Annotated in this window: 20 protein-coding genes; 9 read left to right on the top strand and 11 right to left on the bottom strand. The window is 65.0% G+C overall.

Annotation, left to right across the window (positions count from 1 at the left end; genetic code table 11):
* Positions 1-32 precede the first annotated feature (32 nt).
* A complete protein-coding gene (gene blaOXA, locus ACTEK7_RS33055; RefSeq protein WP_225147664.1) occupies positions 33-851 on the top strand; it encodes a class D beta-lactamase in 819 nt (272 codons plus the stop codon).
* A gap of 48 nt (positions 852-899) precedes the next feature.
* Here blaOXA and ACTEK7_RS33050 read toward each other — a convergent pair whose 3' ends face one another.
* From ACTEK7_RS33050 to ACTEK7_RS33040, 3 genes are all read right to left on the bottom strand, one after another.
* Entirely contained in the window at positions 900-1,337 is a 438-nt protein-coding gene (locus tag ACTEK7_RS33050; RefSeq protein WP_225147663.1) for a DUF1330 domain-containing protein, read from the bottom strand.
* Positions 1,338-1,528: 191 nt separating this feature from the next.
* Positions 1,529-2,119 carry a hypothetical protein gene (locus tag ACTEK7_RS33045; RefSeq protein WP_225147711.1) on the bottom strand — a complete coding sequence of 197 codons (591 nt, stop codon included), beginning with the start codon at positions 2,117-2,119 and terminating at the stop codon, positions 1,529-1,531.
* A gap of 150 nt (positions 2,120-2,269) precedes the next feature.
* Positions 2,270-2,674, bottom strand: a complete 405-nt coding sequence (locus ACTEK7_RS33040; protein ID WP_225147662.1) for a DUF4260 domain-containing protein — start codon at positions 2,672-2,674, stop codon at positions 2,270-2,272.
* A gap of 140 nt (positions 2,675-2,814) precedes the next feature.
* Here ACTEK7_RS33040 and ACTEK7_RS33035 point away from each other — a divergent pair, with 140 nt between their 5' ends.
* On the top strand, positions 2,815-4,347 hold the full coding sequence (locus ACTEK7_RS33035; protein WP_025036964.1) for an acyl-CoA carboxylase subunit beta: 1,533 nt from the start codon (positions 2,815-2,817) through the stop codon (positions 4,345-4,347).
* A gap of 110 nt (positions 4,348-4,457) precedes the next feature.
* Complete coding sequence (locus ACTEK7_RS33030; protein WP_225142803.1) at positions 4,458-4,805, top strand: hypothetical protein; 348 nt, start codon at positions 4,458-4,460, stop codon at positions 4,803-4,805.
* A gap of 120 nt (positions 4,806-4,925) precedes the next feature.
* Here the strand turns inward: ACTEK7_RS33030 and ACTEK7_RS33025 are convergent, their stop codons facing one another.
* Together ACTEK7_RS33025 and ACTEK7_RS33020 are read right to left on the bottom strand one after the other, a co-directional pair.
* Positions 4,926-5,078: a hypothetical protein gene (locus tag ACTEK7_RS33025; RefSeq protein ID WP_193374987.1), complete on the bottom strand. Its 153-nt coding sequence runs from the start codon at positions 5,076-5,078 to the stop codon at positions 4,926-4,928.
* Positions 5,079-5,153: 75 nt separating this feature from the next.
* The gene (locus ACTEK7_RS33020; RefSeq protein ID WP_225147661.1) at positions 5,154-5,807 is read right to left on the bottom strand and encodes a glutathione S-transferase family protein; all 654 of its coding nucleotides are present in this window, start codon (positions 5,805-5,807) and stop codon (positions 5,154-5,156) included.
* Positions 5,808-5,937: 130 nt separating this feature from the next.
* On the opposite strand from ACTEK7_RS33020, the gene ACTEK7_RS33015 reads away from it, so the two are divergent.
* Together ACTEK7_RS33015 and ACTEK7_RS33010 are read left to right on the top strand one after the other, a co-directional pair.
* Entirely contained in the window at positions 5,938-6,252 is a 315-nt protein-coding gene (locus ACTEK7_RS33015) for a hypothetical protein (RefSeq protein ID WP_225147660.1), read from the top strand.
* Positions 6,253-6,394: 142 nt separating this feature from the next.
* Complete coding sequence (locus tag ACTEK7_RS33010; protein WP_225147659.1) at positions 6,395-6,682, top strand: twin-arginine translocation signal domain-containing protein; 288 nt, start codon at positions 6,395-6,397, stop codon at positions 6,680-6,682.
* Positions 6,683-6,834: 152 nt separating this feature from the next.
* Here the strand turns inward: ACTEK7_RS33010 and ACTEK7_RS33005 are convergent, their stop codons facing one another.
* The 3 genes from ACTEK7_RS33005 to ACTEK7_RS32995 form a co-directional block, all read right to left on the bottom strand.
* Positions 6,835-7,086: a GCG_CRPN prefix-to-repeats domain-containing protein gene (locus ACTEK7_RS33005; protein ID WP_036011098.1), complete on the bottom strand. Its 252-nt coding sequence runs from the start codon at positions 7,084-7,086 to the stop codon at positions 6,835-6,837.
* A gap of 195 nt (positions 7,087-7,281) precedes the next feature.
* Positions 7,282-8,292, bottom strand: coding sequence for an alpha/beta fold hydrolase (locus ACTEK7_RS33000; protein WP_225147658.1), 1,011 nt, complete (start codon positions 8,290-8,292; stop codon positions 7,282-7,284).
* Between the two features lie 179 nt (positions 8,293-8,471).
* Positions 8,472-9,170 (bottom strand): winged helix-turn-helix domain-containing protein, encoded by a 699-nt coding sequence (locus tag ACTEK7_RS32995; RefSeq protein ID WP_192893176.1) that lies wholly within the window; start codon positions 9,168-9,170, stop codon positions 8,472-8,474.
* Positions 9,171-9,331: 161 nt separating this feature from the next.
* Between ACTEK7_RS32995 and ACTEK7_RS32990 the strand changes: the two genes are divergently transcribed.
* Positions 9,332-9,640 (top strand): NIPSNAP family protein, encoded by a 309-nt coding sequence (locus tag ACTEK7_RS32990; protein WP_036011128.1) that lies wholly within the window; start codon positions 9,332-9,334, stop codon positions 9,638-9,640.
* A gap of 24 nt (positions 9,641-9,664) precedes the next feature.
* Entirely contained in the window at positions 9,665-10,021 is a 357-nt protein-coding gene (locus ACTEK7_RS32985; RefSeq protein ID WP_225147657.1) for an antibiotic biosynthesis monooxygenase family protein, read from the top strand.
* A gap of 14 nt (positions 10,022-10,035) precedes the next feature.
* On the opposite strand, the gene ACTEK7_RS32980 is transcribed toward ACTEK7_RS32985, so the two are convergent.
* A complete protein-coding gene (locus ACTEK7_RS32980; protein WP_225147656.1) occupies positions 10,036-12,588 on the bottom strand; it encodes a polynucleotide kinase-phosphatase in 2,553 nt (850 codons plus the stop codon).
* A 9-nt stretch (positions 12,589-12,597) separates the two neighbouring features.
* Positions 12,598-13,980 carry a 3' terminal RNA ribose 2'-O-methyltransferase Hen1 gene (locus ACTEK7_RS32975; protein ID WP_225113210.1) on the bottom strand — a complete coding sequence of 461 codons (1,383 nt, stop codon included), beginning with the start codon at positions 13,978-13,980 and terminating at the stop codon, positions 12,598-12,600.
* Positions 13,981-14,109: 129 nt separating this feature from the next.
* Between ACTEK7_RS32975 and ACTEK7_RS32970 the strand changes: the two genes are divergently transcribed.
* Positions 14,110-14,919: an isocitrate lyase/PEP mutase family protein gene (locus ACTEK7_RS32970; RefSeq protein ID WP_057029659.1), complete on the top strand. Its 810-nt coding sequence runs from the start codon at positions 14,110-14,112 to the stop codon at positions 14,917-14,919.
* A gap of 159 nt (positions 14,920-15,078) precedes the next feature.
* Here the strand turns inward: ACTEK7_RS32970 and ACTEK7_RS32965 are convergent, their stop codons facing one another.
* Positions 15,079-15,468 (bottom strand): hypothetical protein, encoded by a 390-nt coding sequence (locus tag ACTEK7_RS32965; RefSeq protein ID WP_036011109.1) that lies wholly within the window; start codon positions 15,466-15,468, stop codon positions 15,079-15,081.
* A 164-nt stretch (positions 15,469-15,632) separates the two neighbouring features.
* Here ACTEK7_RS32965 and ACTEK7_RS32960 point away from each other — a divergent pair, with 164 nt between their 5' ends.
* Positions 15,633-16,277, top strand: coding sequence for a trimeric intracellular cation channel family protein (locus ACTEK7_RS32960; protein ID WP_036011112.1), 645 nt, complete (start codon positions 15,633-15,635; stop codon positions 16,275-16,277).
* Positions 16,278-16,295 lie beyond the last annotated feature (18 nt).

Raw genomic sequence — 16,295 nt, 5'->3', positions numbered from 1 at the left:
GCGCTGGTTTTCGCTGCTCACGGATATCGCTTTTGCTGACCCGCCGTTCCACCCTCGGCCTCCTCGCCGCAACCGCGATCCTGCCTGGACGCGCGCGCGCCCATGTCGCGCCGCCGCGCAATGAAATCCGCGACGCTCTTGCAAAGCGCTTCACCGACCTCGGCACGTCGGGCACCTTCGTCGGCTACAAGGTCGAGGACTATCTGATCGTCGCCAGCGACAAGGAGCGCTCGGGCGAGGGCAAGTTGCCGGCCTCGACCTTCAAGATTCCCAACTCGCTGATTGCGCTCGAGGCCGGTGTCGTCACTGACCCCGACAAGGACGTGTTTGCCTGGGACGGCGTCAAGCGGCCGATCGAGGCCTGGAACAAGGATCACACGCTGCGCAGCGCGATCGCGGTGAGCGCGGTGCCGGTCTATCAGGAGATCGCGCGCCGCATCGGCGAGGTGCGTATGCAGCAATATGTCGACGCGTTCGACTATGGCAATCGCGACATCGGCGGCGGCATCGACCAGTTCTGGCTCACCGGGGCCTTGCGCATCGATCCGGTCGAGCAAGTCGATTTCGTCGACCGGCTGCGCCGCCGCGCGCTGCCGATCTCGAAGCGCAGCCAGGATCTCGTCGCCGACATCCTGCCGGCGACCAAGGTCGGCGACGCCGTCATCCGCGCCAAATCTGGTCTCCTGGGCGCCGAGCGCGGCGAGCCGTCGCTCGGCTGGATGGTCGGCTGGGCCGAGAAGGGCGAGGCACATACCGTGTTCGCGCTCAACATGGATTGCAAAGAGCCACGGCACATCGAGGCTCGCATGACGCTGACGCAAGCCTGCCTTGCCGAGATCGGCGCGATCTAGCGCGACCGTGTGGTTGATGGAGAAGCAACCCGATCCCACACGGTCAGCTTAAGCGCGCGGTTGCAGATCAGCCGGCACCTGAACCTCGGTCGTCGCAATCAGGCGCCGCTCGGCGAGCGCGGCCAAACGGTGGGGCTCGGCCTCACGCCGGTAATCGGAGCTCAAGACGATCGCTCGAAAGGTCGCGAAGTCAGGGTAACGGACGATTGCGGCGTCGTGCCAGGCTTCGCCTTGCGCGGCCACCAGCAGAGCTCCGATAGATCCAAGCCAAGTTGGCCTGACCCCTTGCGGAGTCGCGATCTTGCGAAATGCGGGGACATAGCGCGTAAAATAGGCTTCGCGGCCGCAACAGGCCGGAAGCTCGGACTTGTCCCGGTACAAGGCCTCATTCCGATAACGGAGAAGATTGATCATGAAGATAGGTTGATCTCCGGGCAGGCTCGAGCCTGCCATCGCGAGTGATGCATTATCGATATCGACGAACATTGTTCTCTCCGGTCGTGGGTTCTTGCTGCGCTGATATCGCTTTCGAACGCCCGGCCTTGTAGTGGTTTCGGTGTCACCGCTATGATGACGTCATGGCAACACCACGCAGCCATCGGCAACTCCTCGGCAATTCTGAGCGCCAACCCGGCGGTCCAGCTCGAGCTGAAAGTCGACGATTTCGGGGACGGAGTTCAGGCGTTGTCGGGTTTTGCCGTGAGCGCCCGGTCAATCGCAAAGCCGCCGATCTCGCTCATGGCCTGCGAGATCGGATCACCGCGCCGGGCAAAGCCGCTGGAGAGATAATCGAACTGCGTCCGCGCCAGCCGCAGCACTTCGATCGGCACCGAGACCGCGGTCTCGTTGAGGCTGTCGACGGAGGCGCGCAAGCTGTCGAGCTCCGTCGTGAGCTTGCCGATATGTCTCTCGGCATGCTGCATCAGCTCGAGCAGCTTGCCGCGCTCGGCATCGAAGGCGGCGCGCTCGGCTGCGGTCGCGGCGGTGAACTCGGCGAGCTGTGCCCGCAGCGCCGCGATCTGGCCGACCATGGCGTCGGAGGCGAGTTCGGCGGACTCGCGCAGCTCGGCGTTGCGCGTGCTCTCTTCCTGCGCCTGATGATAGAGCCGCTCGGCCGACATCGCCCGCTGGCTCAGCGTCTCGATCATGCTGGCTGCGCGCAGCAGCATCTCGCCGTTCCGCCCCGACACCATGCCGGCCATGCGGCGCAGGAAGTCGATCGTTTCGGACGCTGGGTTCGGCGGCAAGGGGACGACCGTCGCGGACATCTCGGTGATGCCAGTAGGTAGACGCTGGAGCCAGGGCATGATGATCACCGCCGTACCGACTGGGCTCACGCAACATTCGGCGCCTGATCTGACTCGGAGCAAGCCTGAATCGGTCGGCCCGGTCAACCTGCCGGGCTGCCAAATGTGAGGTCAGGAATCCTTCTGCCGCCCAATCCGCCCCAGGTGGGTGAAGCCGAACCCGGCGGAATATTTCAGGCCGTAGCCGAGCGCCCGGTCGATGCCGATATGGGCAAGCCAGATCAAGGCGATGGAGAGGGTGAGGGGCGAGGCGAGGGCGAAGCCCAGCGTCAGCAGCGCCACCGGGGCCATGTAGCTGTGGGCGGCGTTGTAGACCATCGCACCGAACCTGGCGTCGGACAGGTAGGCCAGGAAGCTCAGATCGGGTACGAAGAACAGCAGCGCAAACACCAGCCACGACCCGTCCCAGGCCGCATAGAGCGTCACCATCCCTGCAAACAGGGTGAGGCCCTCCAGCCGCAGCAGGATGTTGACGCCGCCTGTTGCAGCGCCCGTCTCGGCCGTTCCTCCGCTCACGCTCGCCTCCTGGGCAAAACTTTGTAATTCCTTGCGCTTTCCCGCTACGGCAGGGCAGCCCTGCGACGGCGAAAGCGGCTTTCCGGGCCGCAAAATGCCGTGTTAGAACCCGCCCATCACTTAAGAACTGGCGGGAGCAAATGAAACACATCCTGGACGCCCTTGAAGATCGTCGTGCCGGCGCAAAGCTCGGCGGCGGGGAGAAGCGCATCGAGGCGCAGCACGCCCGCGGCAAGCTGACGGCGCGCGAGCGCATCGAGCTGCTGCTCGACAAGGGATCGTTCGAGGAGTTCGACATGTTCGTCGAGCACCGCTCCACCGAGTTCGGCATGGAGAAGACCAAGGTGCCGGGCGACGGCGTCGTCACCGGCTGGGGCACCGTCAACGGCCGCAAGACGTTTGTCTTTGCCAAGGACTTTACGGTGTTCGGCGGCTCACTCTCGGAAACGCATGCGCTGAAGATCACGAAGCTCCAGGACATGGCGATGAAGGCGAGGGCGCCCATCATCGGCCTCTATGACGCCGGCGGCGCCCGCATCCAGGAAGGCGTCGCCGCGCTCGCCGGCTATTCCTACGTCTTCCGCCGCAACGTGCTTGCCTCGGGCGTGATCCCGCAGATCTCCGTGATCATGGGCCCCTGCGCCGGCGGCGACGTCTATTCGCCTGCGATGACCGACTTCATCTTCATGGTGAAGAACACCAGCTACATGTTCGTCACGGGCCCCGACGTCGTGAAGACCGTGACCAACGAGGTCGTCACCGCCGAAGAGCTCGGCGGTGCCTCGGTGCACGCCACGCGTTCCTCGATCGCCGACGGCGCCTTCGAGAACGACGTCGAGACCCTCTTGCAGATGCGTCGCCTGATCGACTTCCTGCCCTCCAACAACACCGACGGCGTGCCGGAATGGCCGAGCTTCGATGACATCGAGCGGGTCGACATGTCGCTCGACACGCTGATCCCCGACAATCCAAACAAGCCCTATGACATGAAGGAGCTGATCCTGAAGGTCGTGGACGAGGGCGACTTCTTCGAGATCGCGGAAGCCTTCGCCAAGAACATCGTCACTGGCTTCGGCCGCATTGCGGGGCGCACGGTCGGGTTCGTCGCCAACCAGCCGATGGTGCTGGCCGGCGTGCTCGACAGCGACGCATCGCGCAAGGCGGCACGCTTTGTTCGTTTTTGTGATGCCTTCAACATCCCGATCGTCACCTTCGTCGATGTGCCGGGCTTCCTGCCGGGCACCGCCCAGGAATATGGCGGGCTGATCAAGCACGGCGCCAAGCTCCTGTTCGCCTACTCGCAATGCACCGTGCCGCTCGTCACCATCATCACCCGCAAGGCCTATGGCGGCGCCTTCGACGTCATGGCCTCCAAGGAGATCGGCGCCGACATGAACTACGCCTGGCCGACCGCCCAGATCGCGGTGATGGGTGCCAAGGGCGCGGTCGAGATCATCTTCCGCAGCGATATCGGCGACCCCGACAAGATCGCCGCCCGGACCAAGGAATACGAGGACCGCTTCCTGTCGCCGTTCATCGCCGCCGAGCGCGGCTATATCGACGACGTCATCATGCCGCACTCGACAAGAAAGCGCATCGCGCGGGCGCTGGCGATGCTGAAGGACAAGAAGACGGAAATGCCGGCGAAGAAGCACGACAATTTGCCGTTGTAATAGGAGGTAGCCCGGATGAGCGCAGCGAAATCCGGCCCTTTGCCGAGGTCCCGCATGTCGCTTTGCTCATGCGGGCGACAGGCTCCTTCTGATTTGGCACGCTCGATCCAATGACCGAAGACGATCCTTCCGACGAAATCTCCGACATCGAAGATCGCATCGAGGCGCTCGCCGAGATCGCTGAGCGGTGCCGCAAGTACATCCTGGCGTCCAAGATCGCGATCGGTGGCGGGGCGGCGCTGCTGCTGGTGACGATCCTCGGTCTGTTCGGATTTGGTCAGACTGCCGCGCTCGGATCGATTGCGCTGGTGCTCGGCGGGATCGTCTCGCTCGGCTCGAATGTCTCGACGTTGCGGCAGACGGACGAGGCCATCAGTGCTGCGGAGGCGCGGCGTGCGGCGTTGATCGGCAGCATTGACCTCAGGGTCGTTGCCGATGCGCCGCTGAAGCTGGTGTGAGGTGTAGGGTGGATTAGCGAAGCGTAATTCACCAAGGTGTGCGTCATCGGATGGAGAAGTGGCGGATTACGCTATCGCTAATCCGCCCTACGCATCAGACGCCTCCAGCGCCAGCAAGCCTCACGCGGCCTGCTTGACTGTCAGCTCCGACAATTCGGCGCGGCATTCGGCGGCGTAGGCCTGGAGCCGGTCGGCGGTCTGCCGGTCGAGGATGGCCTTGGCCAACCGCTCGGCGCGGGCGATCTGTCGCTTGAGATATTCGATGCGGACCATGGGTCACCTGTCGAATTGAATCGTTCCGATGCCGGCGACTCTATGCCAAGCAAAGCATCGATTATGTGAGGTGCATCACGTCCCACGCGCCTTATCCGCCGCGGCGAAATGCGCCAGCTGGTCGGCGTGGGCCTTGGCGAACGCCGAACGTCCGGTGGCGCGCGCGACGTAAGCGCGGCAGGCAGGACTATCCGTCAGCCCGTTGAAACCATCGACGACGCGCAGCACGTCCGCCATCAGGATGTCGGCGACGGAGAAGGAGCCCGCCAGCCATTCGCGGCTGCCCAGCACCGGCTCGAGATGCTTGAGCCGAAGCTTGAGGAAGTCATCCACGAACTTCCATGCTGCCGTGTCGGTCGGATGTCCCATGAATTTCGACATGCCCCAGGGCAGGCTGGCCATCTCCACCGAATTGAGCGCCGCGAACACCCATTCCGCCGCTTCAGTGCGGCCGCGCTGGTCCTTTGGCATCAGCCTCTCGCTGAGGCCGCCGAGATGCAGCAGGACCGCGCCGGTCTCGAAGATCGAGAGGTCGCCGTCGGTCAGCCACGGAACCTGGCCGAACGGCTGGTGGGCGAAGTGCGCGGGCCCGCGGTCGTCGAATGGCACGCTGGCGACGCGATAGGGCAAGGCGGCTTCTTCGAGGGCCCAGCGCACGCGGAAGTCGCGCACGAAGCCTCGCGGCGCTGCGGGAACCCAATCGAAGGTGGTCAGGGTGAGGTCGGCCATTTGCTGTCTCCGTGTGCCGGTTCAACGCAAAGGACGAACGAAGGGCGCCCATTCCGACACCGGCGGCGACTCCTTTTGTCGCCGGCGGCTTAACCGGCTAGGCTCGCCCCAAACAACAGGAGGAAATCCGATGCCAGCAGCCTTCTTCGTCGTTCGCGCCGTCGTGTCCGACGCCGAAAAGCGCGCTGCGTTCGACCGGTGGTACGAGACGGAACACCTGCCCGACGCAGTGAAGGTCTTCGGCGTGAGCAAGGCGTGGCGGTTCTGGAGTCTCGACGATCCCTCGCTGCACCAGGCGATGTATCAGTTCGACGACGAGGCCAAGCTGAACGCGATGCTGAAAGGCGACGCGCTGAAAAAGCTCGTCGCCGATTTCAACCGCGACTGGCCCGACGTGAAGCGCTCGCGCGAGACGCTGGTGCTGGCGCAGGAGTTCGCGGCGTAGCGAGGTCCTGTAACCCGGACGGAGTTACGAATTCTTCATCTCGGCTCGCATGAATCTGAACGCCGGCTTCAGCTTCGGTTCATGGCGTTGCGGCGACATTCCTTCTGCATCACGGGTACGATGATCCAAGAAGGAAGAAACGATGGAGCGCCGGAACTTTTTGAAACTTGCCTTGGGATTGACGGCGGGCGCCGCTGCCTTCGCCGCGACCGCGGCACAGGCCGCGCCGCTGTCACCGCAGCCGCTCGCTGATCCCACTCACGCGCCGCAAGGCAATCCCGACGCTCATCCCGCTGTCACGACCAGTGAGGAAGCTGCGCAACTCGCTCCTGAGCAGGTTCACTGGCGTGGGCGTGGCCGCCACTGGGGCTGGCACCGCCGTCATTGGCGCCGGCGTCACCGGCGCTGGCGCCGCCGCCATTATTGGTAAGCTCGCGACCATTCGCGGACTCGACGGGGATCGCCGCTGGCGGTCCCCGTTTCGATTCTGGAGACGCCCGGCTCCGTGGGCGAAAGTCAGAGCGCCAAAAGAAAATGGCCGCGCAGCGGGTGCCGCGCGGCCATTCTGGAGTGCGAAGAAGATCAGTAAGGACGGCAGCGGCCGGCGTACCAGCGGAAGCCGTAAGGGCAGACGCGCGCGCGGGGCACCACGACGACCGGTGGGGCGACCACCACGGGGGCGGGGCGCACGACGACCGCGCCACGCATCGGGCGGCACTGACCATAGGGGCCGCGATAAAACCCTCGGCCGCAGCCCTCGGCGGCGCTGGCCGCCTCGCTGAAACCGACGACGGCCGCGCTGGCGAGCATGACGGCGGCTAACAGGTATTTCATTTTTGATCTTCCTTCTTGTCCTGGGGGCAGGCTTAGGGGGATGGCGCTTGTGGCGCACAATGAATCAACAGACACGATTCGACACGTTAAAATTGGAGAAACGTGCCGGCACGTTGCGATCCAAACCTGCCAATCATGACCTGAATGCGGCATGAACGTTCCCCGCATCTGGTCCCGGACGACACGCTGGTGTCGCTAGCGGCCGAGAAAGCCCAGCACCAGTTCCTTGTACGTCTCCGGCGCCTCCAGGAACACGAGATGGCCGGTGTCGGGGATCACCTCGGCCCGCGCGTTCGGCATCTTCGCGGCGAGCTGCTTCGCAAGCTCTGCGTTCTGCCCCATCTTGGCCCGCAGCGCCTCCGGCGCGAGCGGCCGGCCCGGCGCGTTGTGGTCGTCCGCGCCCATGATGAACAGAGTCGGTGTCGCGATCAGCGGGATCTCGTGCGCCACCGGTTCACGATAGATCATCTGGCCGGAAGAGACGAAGGCGCGCAGCCAGCGCGGATAGTCCGGGCTGCCCTTGATATTGAAGCGGGCCTCGATGAACGGCGTGATCGCCTCGGCCGGCAGCTTGATTGCGTAATTGGTCTGGAGCTGCTTGCGATAGCCGTCGGCGGTGAGCTTGTCCTCGGTCTCGATCATCTTCTCGGTCGGCGTCGGCGGCACGTAGAGGCGGTAGTCCTCGAGCCCGATCGGCGCGGTCAGCACCAGATGGACGAGGCGGTCGGGATAGGCCCGGGCGATGCGCACGCCGAGCATGCCGCCGAGCGAATGCGCGACGATCTCGGCCTTGTCGATTTTGAGGTGATCGAGCAGCGCAATGGTGTTGCGCGCCAGATTGTCGAAATGCAGCTCGCCCGCCGGCTTGGAAGACTTGCCGAAACCGACCTGGTCCGGCACCACGACACGAAAGCCGGCCTCGCTCAGCATCTTGATCACGGGCGCCCAATAGCTCGACGGAAAATTGCGCCCGTGCAGCAGCACGACGGTGCGGCCGTTCGGCCGTGCCGCGGCGACATCCATATAGGTCATGCTGAGCTGCTCGCCGTCGTTGACGACGGGGAGCAAGTGCACGGGGTAAGGATAGGCAAAGCCTTCGAGCGCGATGCCATAGGGCTCGCGGGGCGCAGCGTCGGCGGCGCGGGTCGATGTCAGTTGGGAAACGAGAAGGGCGGCGGCAAGCGCGGCCAGGAAGATGCGGTTCATCACGGTCTCCGTCATGCCCCGGGCTTGTCCCGCCTGCGCGGCCGAAGCCGCTTCGGCGAGGCGAAGGCCCGGGCATCCACGTGCCAGCCGCAATAAAGACGTGGATGGCCGGGTCAAGCCCGGCCATGACGAGAGTGCACATTCACACGCAAACGTGCGATCTCACAGAGCTTGTGTGATCAGTCCTTCCCATTCGCGAACAGCGCAGCGAACTGCTTCTCGCCGGTACGGGTGAAATTCACGATACGGCTGCCGGGCGTGGGATCGCGCGCGGCCCATTTCAGCTCGGCGAAGCGCTGCATCATGGCGGCCCCCAACGTGCCGGCGAGATGGTGCCGCCGCTCGCTCCAGTCGAGGCAGGCCTTGCAGACCGGGCGGCGCGGATGGCTGAGCATGTCGGGCGAGATCTGCAGGTGCTTCACAAGAAAGCGCTCGCCCTCGGCGGTCAGCTCGATCTCCTGCTTCTTCTGCCTGACCAGATGCCGCTCGCGCAAGGAGTCCAGCATCTGCACGCCGAGGTCGCCGGCGAGATGGTCGTAGCAGATCCGCGCGCGCCGCAGCGCAGGGTCCTTCGGCCCGGTGCGCACGCGCATATGGCCGGTCCGCGCGGCAAGGCCGGCGAGCCCCTCGAGCACGCCGGCGACGTCATCGTCGGTGAGGCGGTAATAGCGGTGGCGGCCCTGTTTCTCCGGCTCGATCAGGCCGCCGGCCTCGAGCTTCGACAGATGCGAGCTTGCGGTCTGCGGCGTGATGCCGGCCTCCTGAGCCAGCTCGCTCGCCGTGAGCGCACGGCCGTTCATCAGCGCCGTGAGCATGTTGGCGCGGGCGGGATCGCCGACCAGCGAGGCGACCATGGCGATGTCGGGTCCTGATTTCATGCTTCGATGGTAACCGAAGCGTTGGTGTCGGGCAAGGGCGTAGCGTGTTGTCACGAACACGTCATTGCGAGCGTAGCGAAGCAATCCAGACTGCGTCCGCGGAGGGACTCCTGGATTGCTTCGCTACGCTCGCAATGACGGCGAAAACAAAGGAGCCCATTATGTCCGTCACCGTCTTCATCCGCTATCAGCTCGATCCCTTCAAGCGCGCGCAGTTCGAGGAATATTCGAAGCGCTGGCTCACCATCATCCCGAGATGTGGCGGCGAGTTGATTGGCTACTTCATGCCGCATGAGGGTACCAACAACATTGCGTCGGCCCTGATCTCGTTCGAGAGCTTGGCCGCCTATGAAGCCTATCGCAAACGGCTGCGCGCCGATCTCGACGGTATGGCAAACTTCAACTTTGCCGAGGCGGAGAAATTCATCCTCGCCGAAGAACGCACCTTCCTGCGCAAGGTGGTATTGTAGGCCGACCAACAGCAGGAGACGCCCATGATCGCCGTGATCTTCGAGGTCTGGCCCAAGCCGGAACACCGCCAGACCTATTTCGACCTTGCAGCCGATCTGAAGCCGTTGCTGCAGACCATCGACGGCTTCATCTCGGTCGAGCGCTTCGAGAGCCTGACGGAGAAGGGCAAGATCCTGTCGGTATCGTTCTGGCGGGACGAAGCGGCCGTCCAGGCCTGGCGCAACACGATGGAGCACCGCCGCACCCAGGCCAGGGGCAGGGCGCAGATCTTCGCCGATTATCACTTACGCATCGCCAGCGTCATCCGCGACTACGGCATGAACGACCGCGACGAGGCGCCGAATGACAGCCGCGCCGTGCATGACCAGGCCGCGCGGTAGCGGCCACGAAAGCCTCAGAGCCGCGGATCGACCGGCTCGCTCTCAAGTGCCAGCACGGCGAATACGCACTCGTGAATCCGCCGGAGCGGCTCGCGGGCGACAAAGCGCTTCAACGCCTCATGGCCGAGAGCGAATTCGCGCAGGGCGAGGTTGCGCTTGCCGCCGAGATTGCGCTGGCGCAGCCGGATAATGTGTTCGGGCGCATCGTATTCGGGACCGTAGATCAGGCGAAGATACTCGCGCCCGCGCACCTTCAGCGCGGGCTGAATGAGGCCCTTCTTGCCGCGAGCAATGAAGTCGCGTGGCTTGACCACCATCCCTTCACCGCCCTGGTTCGTCATGGCTTCCCACCAGGCAATGGTATCGCCGATGGCGGGCTCGTCGTCGAGAGCAACCGTGCGCCACTGCGTTTTCCTGATGACCGCGTCGGAGGCGGCGGCCAGCCGGTGGGCGAGCTTCATGTGCCAGACGTGATCATGGTCGAACCAGACGCGTCCCTCGCTTGCGAGCAGATGGAACGGCGCAACCCTGAGATCGGCAACGCCGCTCACCGGCCAGATATAGGGCGCCCAAACCTTGCCATAGCGCTCCGCGCGCAGAAGGCGGTCGGCGAAGCGATCGCGAAGGCCGGCGATGTCGAGACCGCGCTTGGTGGCACGCGTCAGTGCGTCCGCCGCCGCGGACAGTCCCGCCGCGGACGAGGCGGCAACCGGTGCGTACTGGCTTTCGATCAGGCTACCGGCCTTGGCCGACCAGGGCATGATCTCGGCGTCGAGCAGCAGCCAGTTACTGCCAAGCTCCTCCCACAGGCGCGCGCCGTCCACCGCGTGCCGTAATTGTGCCAAAAGCGCCTCGGTCGTCGCGGCGTCATTGAAGAAGCCGCGCCCGGTCCGGGTCCAGATCGCGCCAGTCTCGCCGATGGGCACGCCGAACCGGGCAGCGGCCGCGCTCGCCGTCCGGCACAGCGCGATGATCGCGCGGGAGCCCATGTGCTTCTCCTCGCACACCACCTCGCTGACGCCGCGTTCGCGAAAATGCGCAAAAGCCTCTTCGGGCCGCTCCAGCCAACCCTCGCGCGCGCTGGTTTCCGAAGGCGACATCGTCGGTGGCAAATAAGCGAGCCATTGCGGTGCGAGCGCGAACCGGCTCATCACCTCCAGTGCCGCAGTCGCATTCTCCTCCGCGACCACGATTCGGCCGCGCAGCTCGGTCTCGATCCAGCGCCGTCCGACGACGTCTTCGATGTCAAGCACCTGATCGGCGTCGGCTTGGGCCGAAGCTGGGTCGGCAGGGCTTGCCAGCGGCCGCACCGGTTCGGACCAAACGCGTTCCGCCACAACCTCGACGATCTCCTTCTCGGGCCAGCGCAAGGCCGTCAGCTTGCCGCCGAAGACGCAGGCTGTGTCGATGCAGAGCGTATTGTTGACCCAGTCGGCCCGGACCACCGGCGTGTGACCGTAGACGACGGTCGTCGATCCCCGGTACTTGGCCGCCCAGTCGGCGCGGACCGGCAGGCCGTAGGAGTCGATCTCGCCAGTGGTCTCGCCGAACAGCGCAAATTCCCGGACCGCGCCCGAGCCGCGGCCGATCATGTCTTCTTTCAGCCCGGCATGCGCAACTGCAAGCCGTCCGCCGTCGAGCCAGACATGGCTGCGGAGCCCGTCGAGGAAGGTGGCGACGCCGTCGCGGAAGCCGCGGTCCTCATGGGCGAGTTGATCGATCGATTGTTGCAAGCCATGCGCAACCGTGACCTTGCGGCCGGCAAGCCAGCGCTGGAGCTTGCGGTCGTGATTGCCCTGGACGACATACGCGGTGCCGGCCGCCGTCATGCTCATTGCGATGCGCAGCACATCCGGCGTGTTGGGGCCGCGATCGACGAGATCGCCGACGAAGACTAGCTTCCGTCCCTCGGGTGGCGTCACGGTGACGCTACGGTCAGCCGACCATTGCACGCCGTAGCCGAGCAGCGCGAGCAGCGCCTGCAATTCGTCTGCGCAGCCGTGAACGTCGCCGATGATGTCGAACGGGCCGTGATCTCCGCGTTTATCGGTCCAGAGCGGCTGGCGCGCGATGGTGGCGGCGTCGATGGCCTCGACATCCGAGAGCTTCCACACCTGACGAAAGCCTTCGCGCTGGAGGCCGCCGAAGCCGCGCCGGATCTCCGAGACCATGCGTTGCACGACCTGTCCGCCGAACGCGCGGTCGGGACGCTCCTTGTTGCGCGCGATGCAGACGTCGATGCCTGGATCGAACACGATGGCGATCGGTAGGGCGTGCCATTTGCGCGCCAGCTCGACCCAGCCCTTGCGCTCGGCAGGGCGGACGTTGGTTGCGTCGATGACCGCAAGCCGGCGATGCTTCAGGCGCTTGCCGGCGATTTCGCGCACGAGGTCGAAGGCGTCCGCACTGATGCTCTGGTTGGTCTCGTCGTCCGCCACCAGGCCGCGGCAATAATCCGACGAGATCACCTCGGTCGGCAGAAAATGCTTTGCCGCGAAGGTGGATTTGCCGGATCCGGTCGAGCCGATCAGCACGACCAGCGAGAAGTCGGGAATCTCGAGTTTCATCGTTTGAAGCTATCGCGTGAAGACGGCCATTTGGGTGGGTGATCCGAGCGCCGGGTCGCTCGCGCCGATGTCGCTGAATTCGGCGCGGTAGCCGTACGCCGTGCCGATCCTGTCCGCCCAGTCGCGAAACTCGGTGCGGGTCCATTCGAACCGATGGTCGCGATGGCGGAAGCTGCCCGCCGCGAGCGTCGGAAACAGCACGTTGTATTCGGCGTTGGGCGTGGTGACGACGACCGCGCGCGGCCGCGCCGCGCCGAACAGGACACGTTCGACGAGCGGAAGGCGGTCGGGATCGAGGTGCTCGATGACCTCGACCAGCGCTGCGGCATCCGCCTCGGCCCAGCGCTTGTCGTAGTAGGTCAGGGAGCCGTGCAGCAGCGACACGCGGCCTTCCGGCGGGCCGCCGGGCAGGTTCAGCTTGAGGCGCCGTACGGCCCGCTGCAATTCGTTCACGGCAGGGTCGAGGCCGATCAGCCGGTCGGCCCAGCGTTCGCGGAGGAGGTGCTGCAAGAGCTTGCCTTCGCCGCAGCCGAGGTCGGCCACGGTCTTGGCGCCGGTCGCACGCAGCGCCTCGACGACCGCGGCCATCCGCTGGTCGTTGAGCCGGATCGGCGTCTCGAGCGTGTCCTCGTCGCCGCTGCGCTCGTCGGGCTCGGTAGGATCGTCCTTGGTCTCGGGGGCAAGGCGTTCCAGCGCAACGCGTGCCAGCGTGCCGCGATGACGGAGATAGCGACGGACGATCAGCTCCTTGGCTGGATGCTGTTCAAGCCAGCCTTCGCCGCGCTTGAGCAGCTTGTCGATCTCATCGTCGCCCACCCAATAATGCTTGGCGTCGTCCATGACCGGGATGAGCACGTAGAGATGATTGAGGAGGGCGCTGAGCCGGGCCGTCCCGCTCAGGCGCAGGCGTGCATAGGCCTTGCCGGCCGTGTCGACGTTCGGGCTCGGGACCGGCTCGAGGTCGACGAGCCAGCCGAGCGGTTCGAACAGCTGCCGCACCACGCGCTCGCCGCCGCGCATCGGCAGCGGGGTGACCACGGCCTCCAGCGGAAGATCGCTGTCGGCGAGCTCCTGCCGCGCGCTGCTCACGCCATTCATGGCGGTCCGGAACGTCTTGTTCAGCGCTACCGAGAGAAACGAGGAGGCCGCGTACGGACGGTCGTTGACGTATTGATCGAGCAACCCTTCGCCCTGTCCCTTGCCCCTGACGAGGCCGACTGGATCGACGTCGAGCACCAGCGCCGCCTCGCAGCGCGACTCGCGGGCTTCGGGATAGAATACAAGGACCTTGCCGTAGGTCAGCTCGAGCTCATGCATCCGCTCGGGATGCTTGTTGAGCAGGTAGCCGAGGTCGGTGGCCGGTTGATGGGTGGTCGCAATCGATAGGAACATGCCGTCAGATAGCCGATGGCAGCATTTACTTCCAGTGGTCTTGATTGCTCCGCTCGCCTTTGAGGGCGGAGACACTGGCGCGGCCGGGCACGCAGCCTTATCTCTGCGCGGCTAACAAGGGAGAGAAACATGCACGTGACGACCGCTGACAAGCGCGCGACGTTCAGGAAAATGCACGAGAGCGGCTGCTTCATCCTGCCCAATCCGGTCGATGTCGGCAGCGCGAAAGCCTTGCAGCATCTCGGCTTCAAGGCGATCGCGTCATCGAGCGCGGGCTTTGCCTGGACCATTGGCAAGGCCGACAATCACGTCACCGTCGAGGACGTCTGTCAGCATCTGGCAGCATTGAGCTCGGCTGTCGACATCCCCGTGAACGCCGATTTCGAGGGTGGCTTTGCGGTCGAGCCTGACAAGGTCGCGGACAATGTCGAGCGCGGTGTACGCACCGGCGTTGCGGGCCTCTCGATCGAGGATTCCACCGGCGACAAGGACAAGCCGCTCTACGATCGCGCGCTGGCCGTCGAGCGCATCAAGGCCTCGCGCAAGGCGATCGGCGACAGCGGCACGCTGCTGGTCGGCCGCTGCGAGGCCTATCTGTGGGGCGTGACCGATCTCAAGCTCGTTATCGACCGGCTCACCGCCTATGCCGATGCCGGCGCCGACTGCCTCTATGCGCCGGGTCTGAAGAGCCGCGAGGACATCGCCGCGGTGGTCAAGGCGGTCGCACCGAAGCCGTTCAATCTTCTGATCGGCGGCTCCGGCCTGTCGCTGCAGGAAGCCCAGGATCTTGGCGTGCGCCGCATCAGCGTCGGCGGCTCGCTCGCCCGCGCCGCCTGGGGCGGCTTCATGCGCGCGGCCAAGGAGATGGCGGAGAAGGGGACCTTCACCGAGCTCGGCGGCGGCTATCCCGGCGGCGAGCTCAACAAGATGTTCGGGTAGAGCATGATCCGGAAAAGTGCGTGGCGGTTTTCCGAGAAGATCATGCTCAAACAATAACCTAAAGCGCGATGACGATTCATCCTAATCCCATCGCGCTTTAGCCAAACGAAGAGCGGCGGGATGTTGCATCCCGCCGCTCTCGCGCATCATTACGAAATGTTACTTCGCGCCGTCGGACGGAGCTGGCGTATTCGGGGCCGGCCTGTTCGGCGCTGCACCCGTGGTCACGCCCGGCTCGGTGTTGCTGCGCGGCGTCACGTCACGCATGCCGGGAGGTGCGGCCGGATTGGTCGGCTGCGTCTGCGCAGTCTGCGAGGCCGGTGTGTTGCTGGCCTCGTTGGTGGTGCTGGAATTGTTCAAGCCGTAGAACACTGCGCCCAGCACCAGGGCGACAGCGACCGCAAACAGCGCGATCTTGCCGCTGGAGGCGGGGCCTTCCCCGAGCTCGGGATCGGCCTGCAGGTCGGCATCCCGGCGCGCCGCGCGAGAGTACTCATCGTCGGCGAGGTTCGGGCGGTACGGATCGTTGGGAAAACGGTCGTCTGCCATCGATTTGGTCTCCTCGGTTATGACCCCGGGACAACCCTCAGGTGCGAGATTCTGTTCCGCCGCCTTGGTGCTTTCGTCGCATGTTGCCTCGGTGTGGGGAATCGGGAACCTGTTCCATGGGAACCCACGCCTGAGTTCGAGGGCCATGGAGGAGGGAACACGCGATGTGGAGCCTGCCGCCTACCGATAGCGTGCTGCATTTCCTGTCCTTGGCCGCGGTGGCGGCGCAGGGCATGACGGCTGCGCTCGCTGCCGGACGCCGCAGCATGGATTGGCTGGGCGTCTGCTTCCTCGGCTGCATCACCGCGCTCGGCGGCGGCACGTTGCGCGATCTCTTCCTCGGACATTATCCGCTGGCTTGGGTGCAGAACCCCATCTATCTCGCGCTCGCCGGCGGCGCCGCCTTCCTCACCATCCTGTTTGCGCGCCTCGTGCACCGGCTGAAGGTCGCCTTCATCGTGCTCGATGCCATCGGTCTCGTCGTCTTCACCATGGCCGGCTGCGACGTTGCCTGGCAGATGGATGCCTCGCTGCCGATCGTCATCGTCTCGGGCATGGTGACGGGCTGCGCCGGCGGCGTGCTGCGCGACGTGCTCTGCAACGACGTGCCGCTGCTGTTTCGCTCCGAGCTCTATGCCAGCGTCTCGGTGGTGACGGGACTGTTCTATGCGACCGCGTTCGGTCTCAAGCTCAACGCGGAGCTCTGGACCATTTTGACATTTGTCCTCGGCATCAGCTTCCGCCTGCTTGCGGTGCGCTACAAATGGGAGATGCCGAAATTCGTGTTCACGGGGGATGAAGAGCGGTGAGCGCTGTCGCGCGCGAAT

It is taken from the genome of Bradyrhizobium sp. JHI2711 (assembly GCF_056156565.1).
The sequence above is the reverse complement of the archived record's forward strand: the minus strand, read 5'-3'. Positions and strand labels throughout refer to the sequence as shown.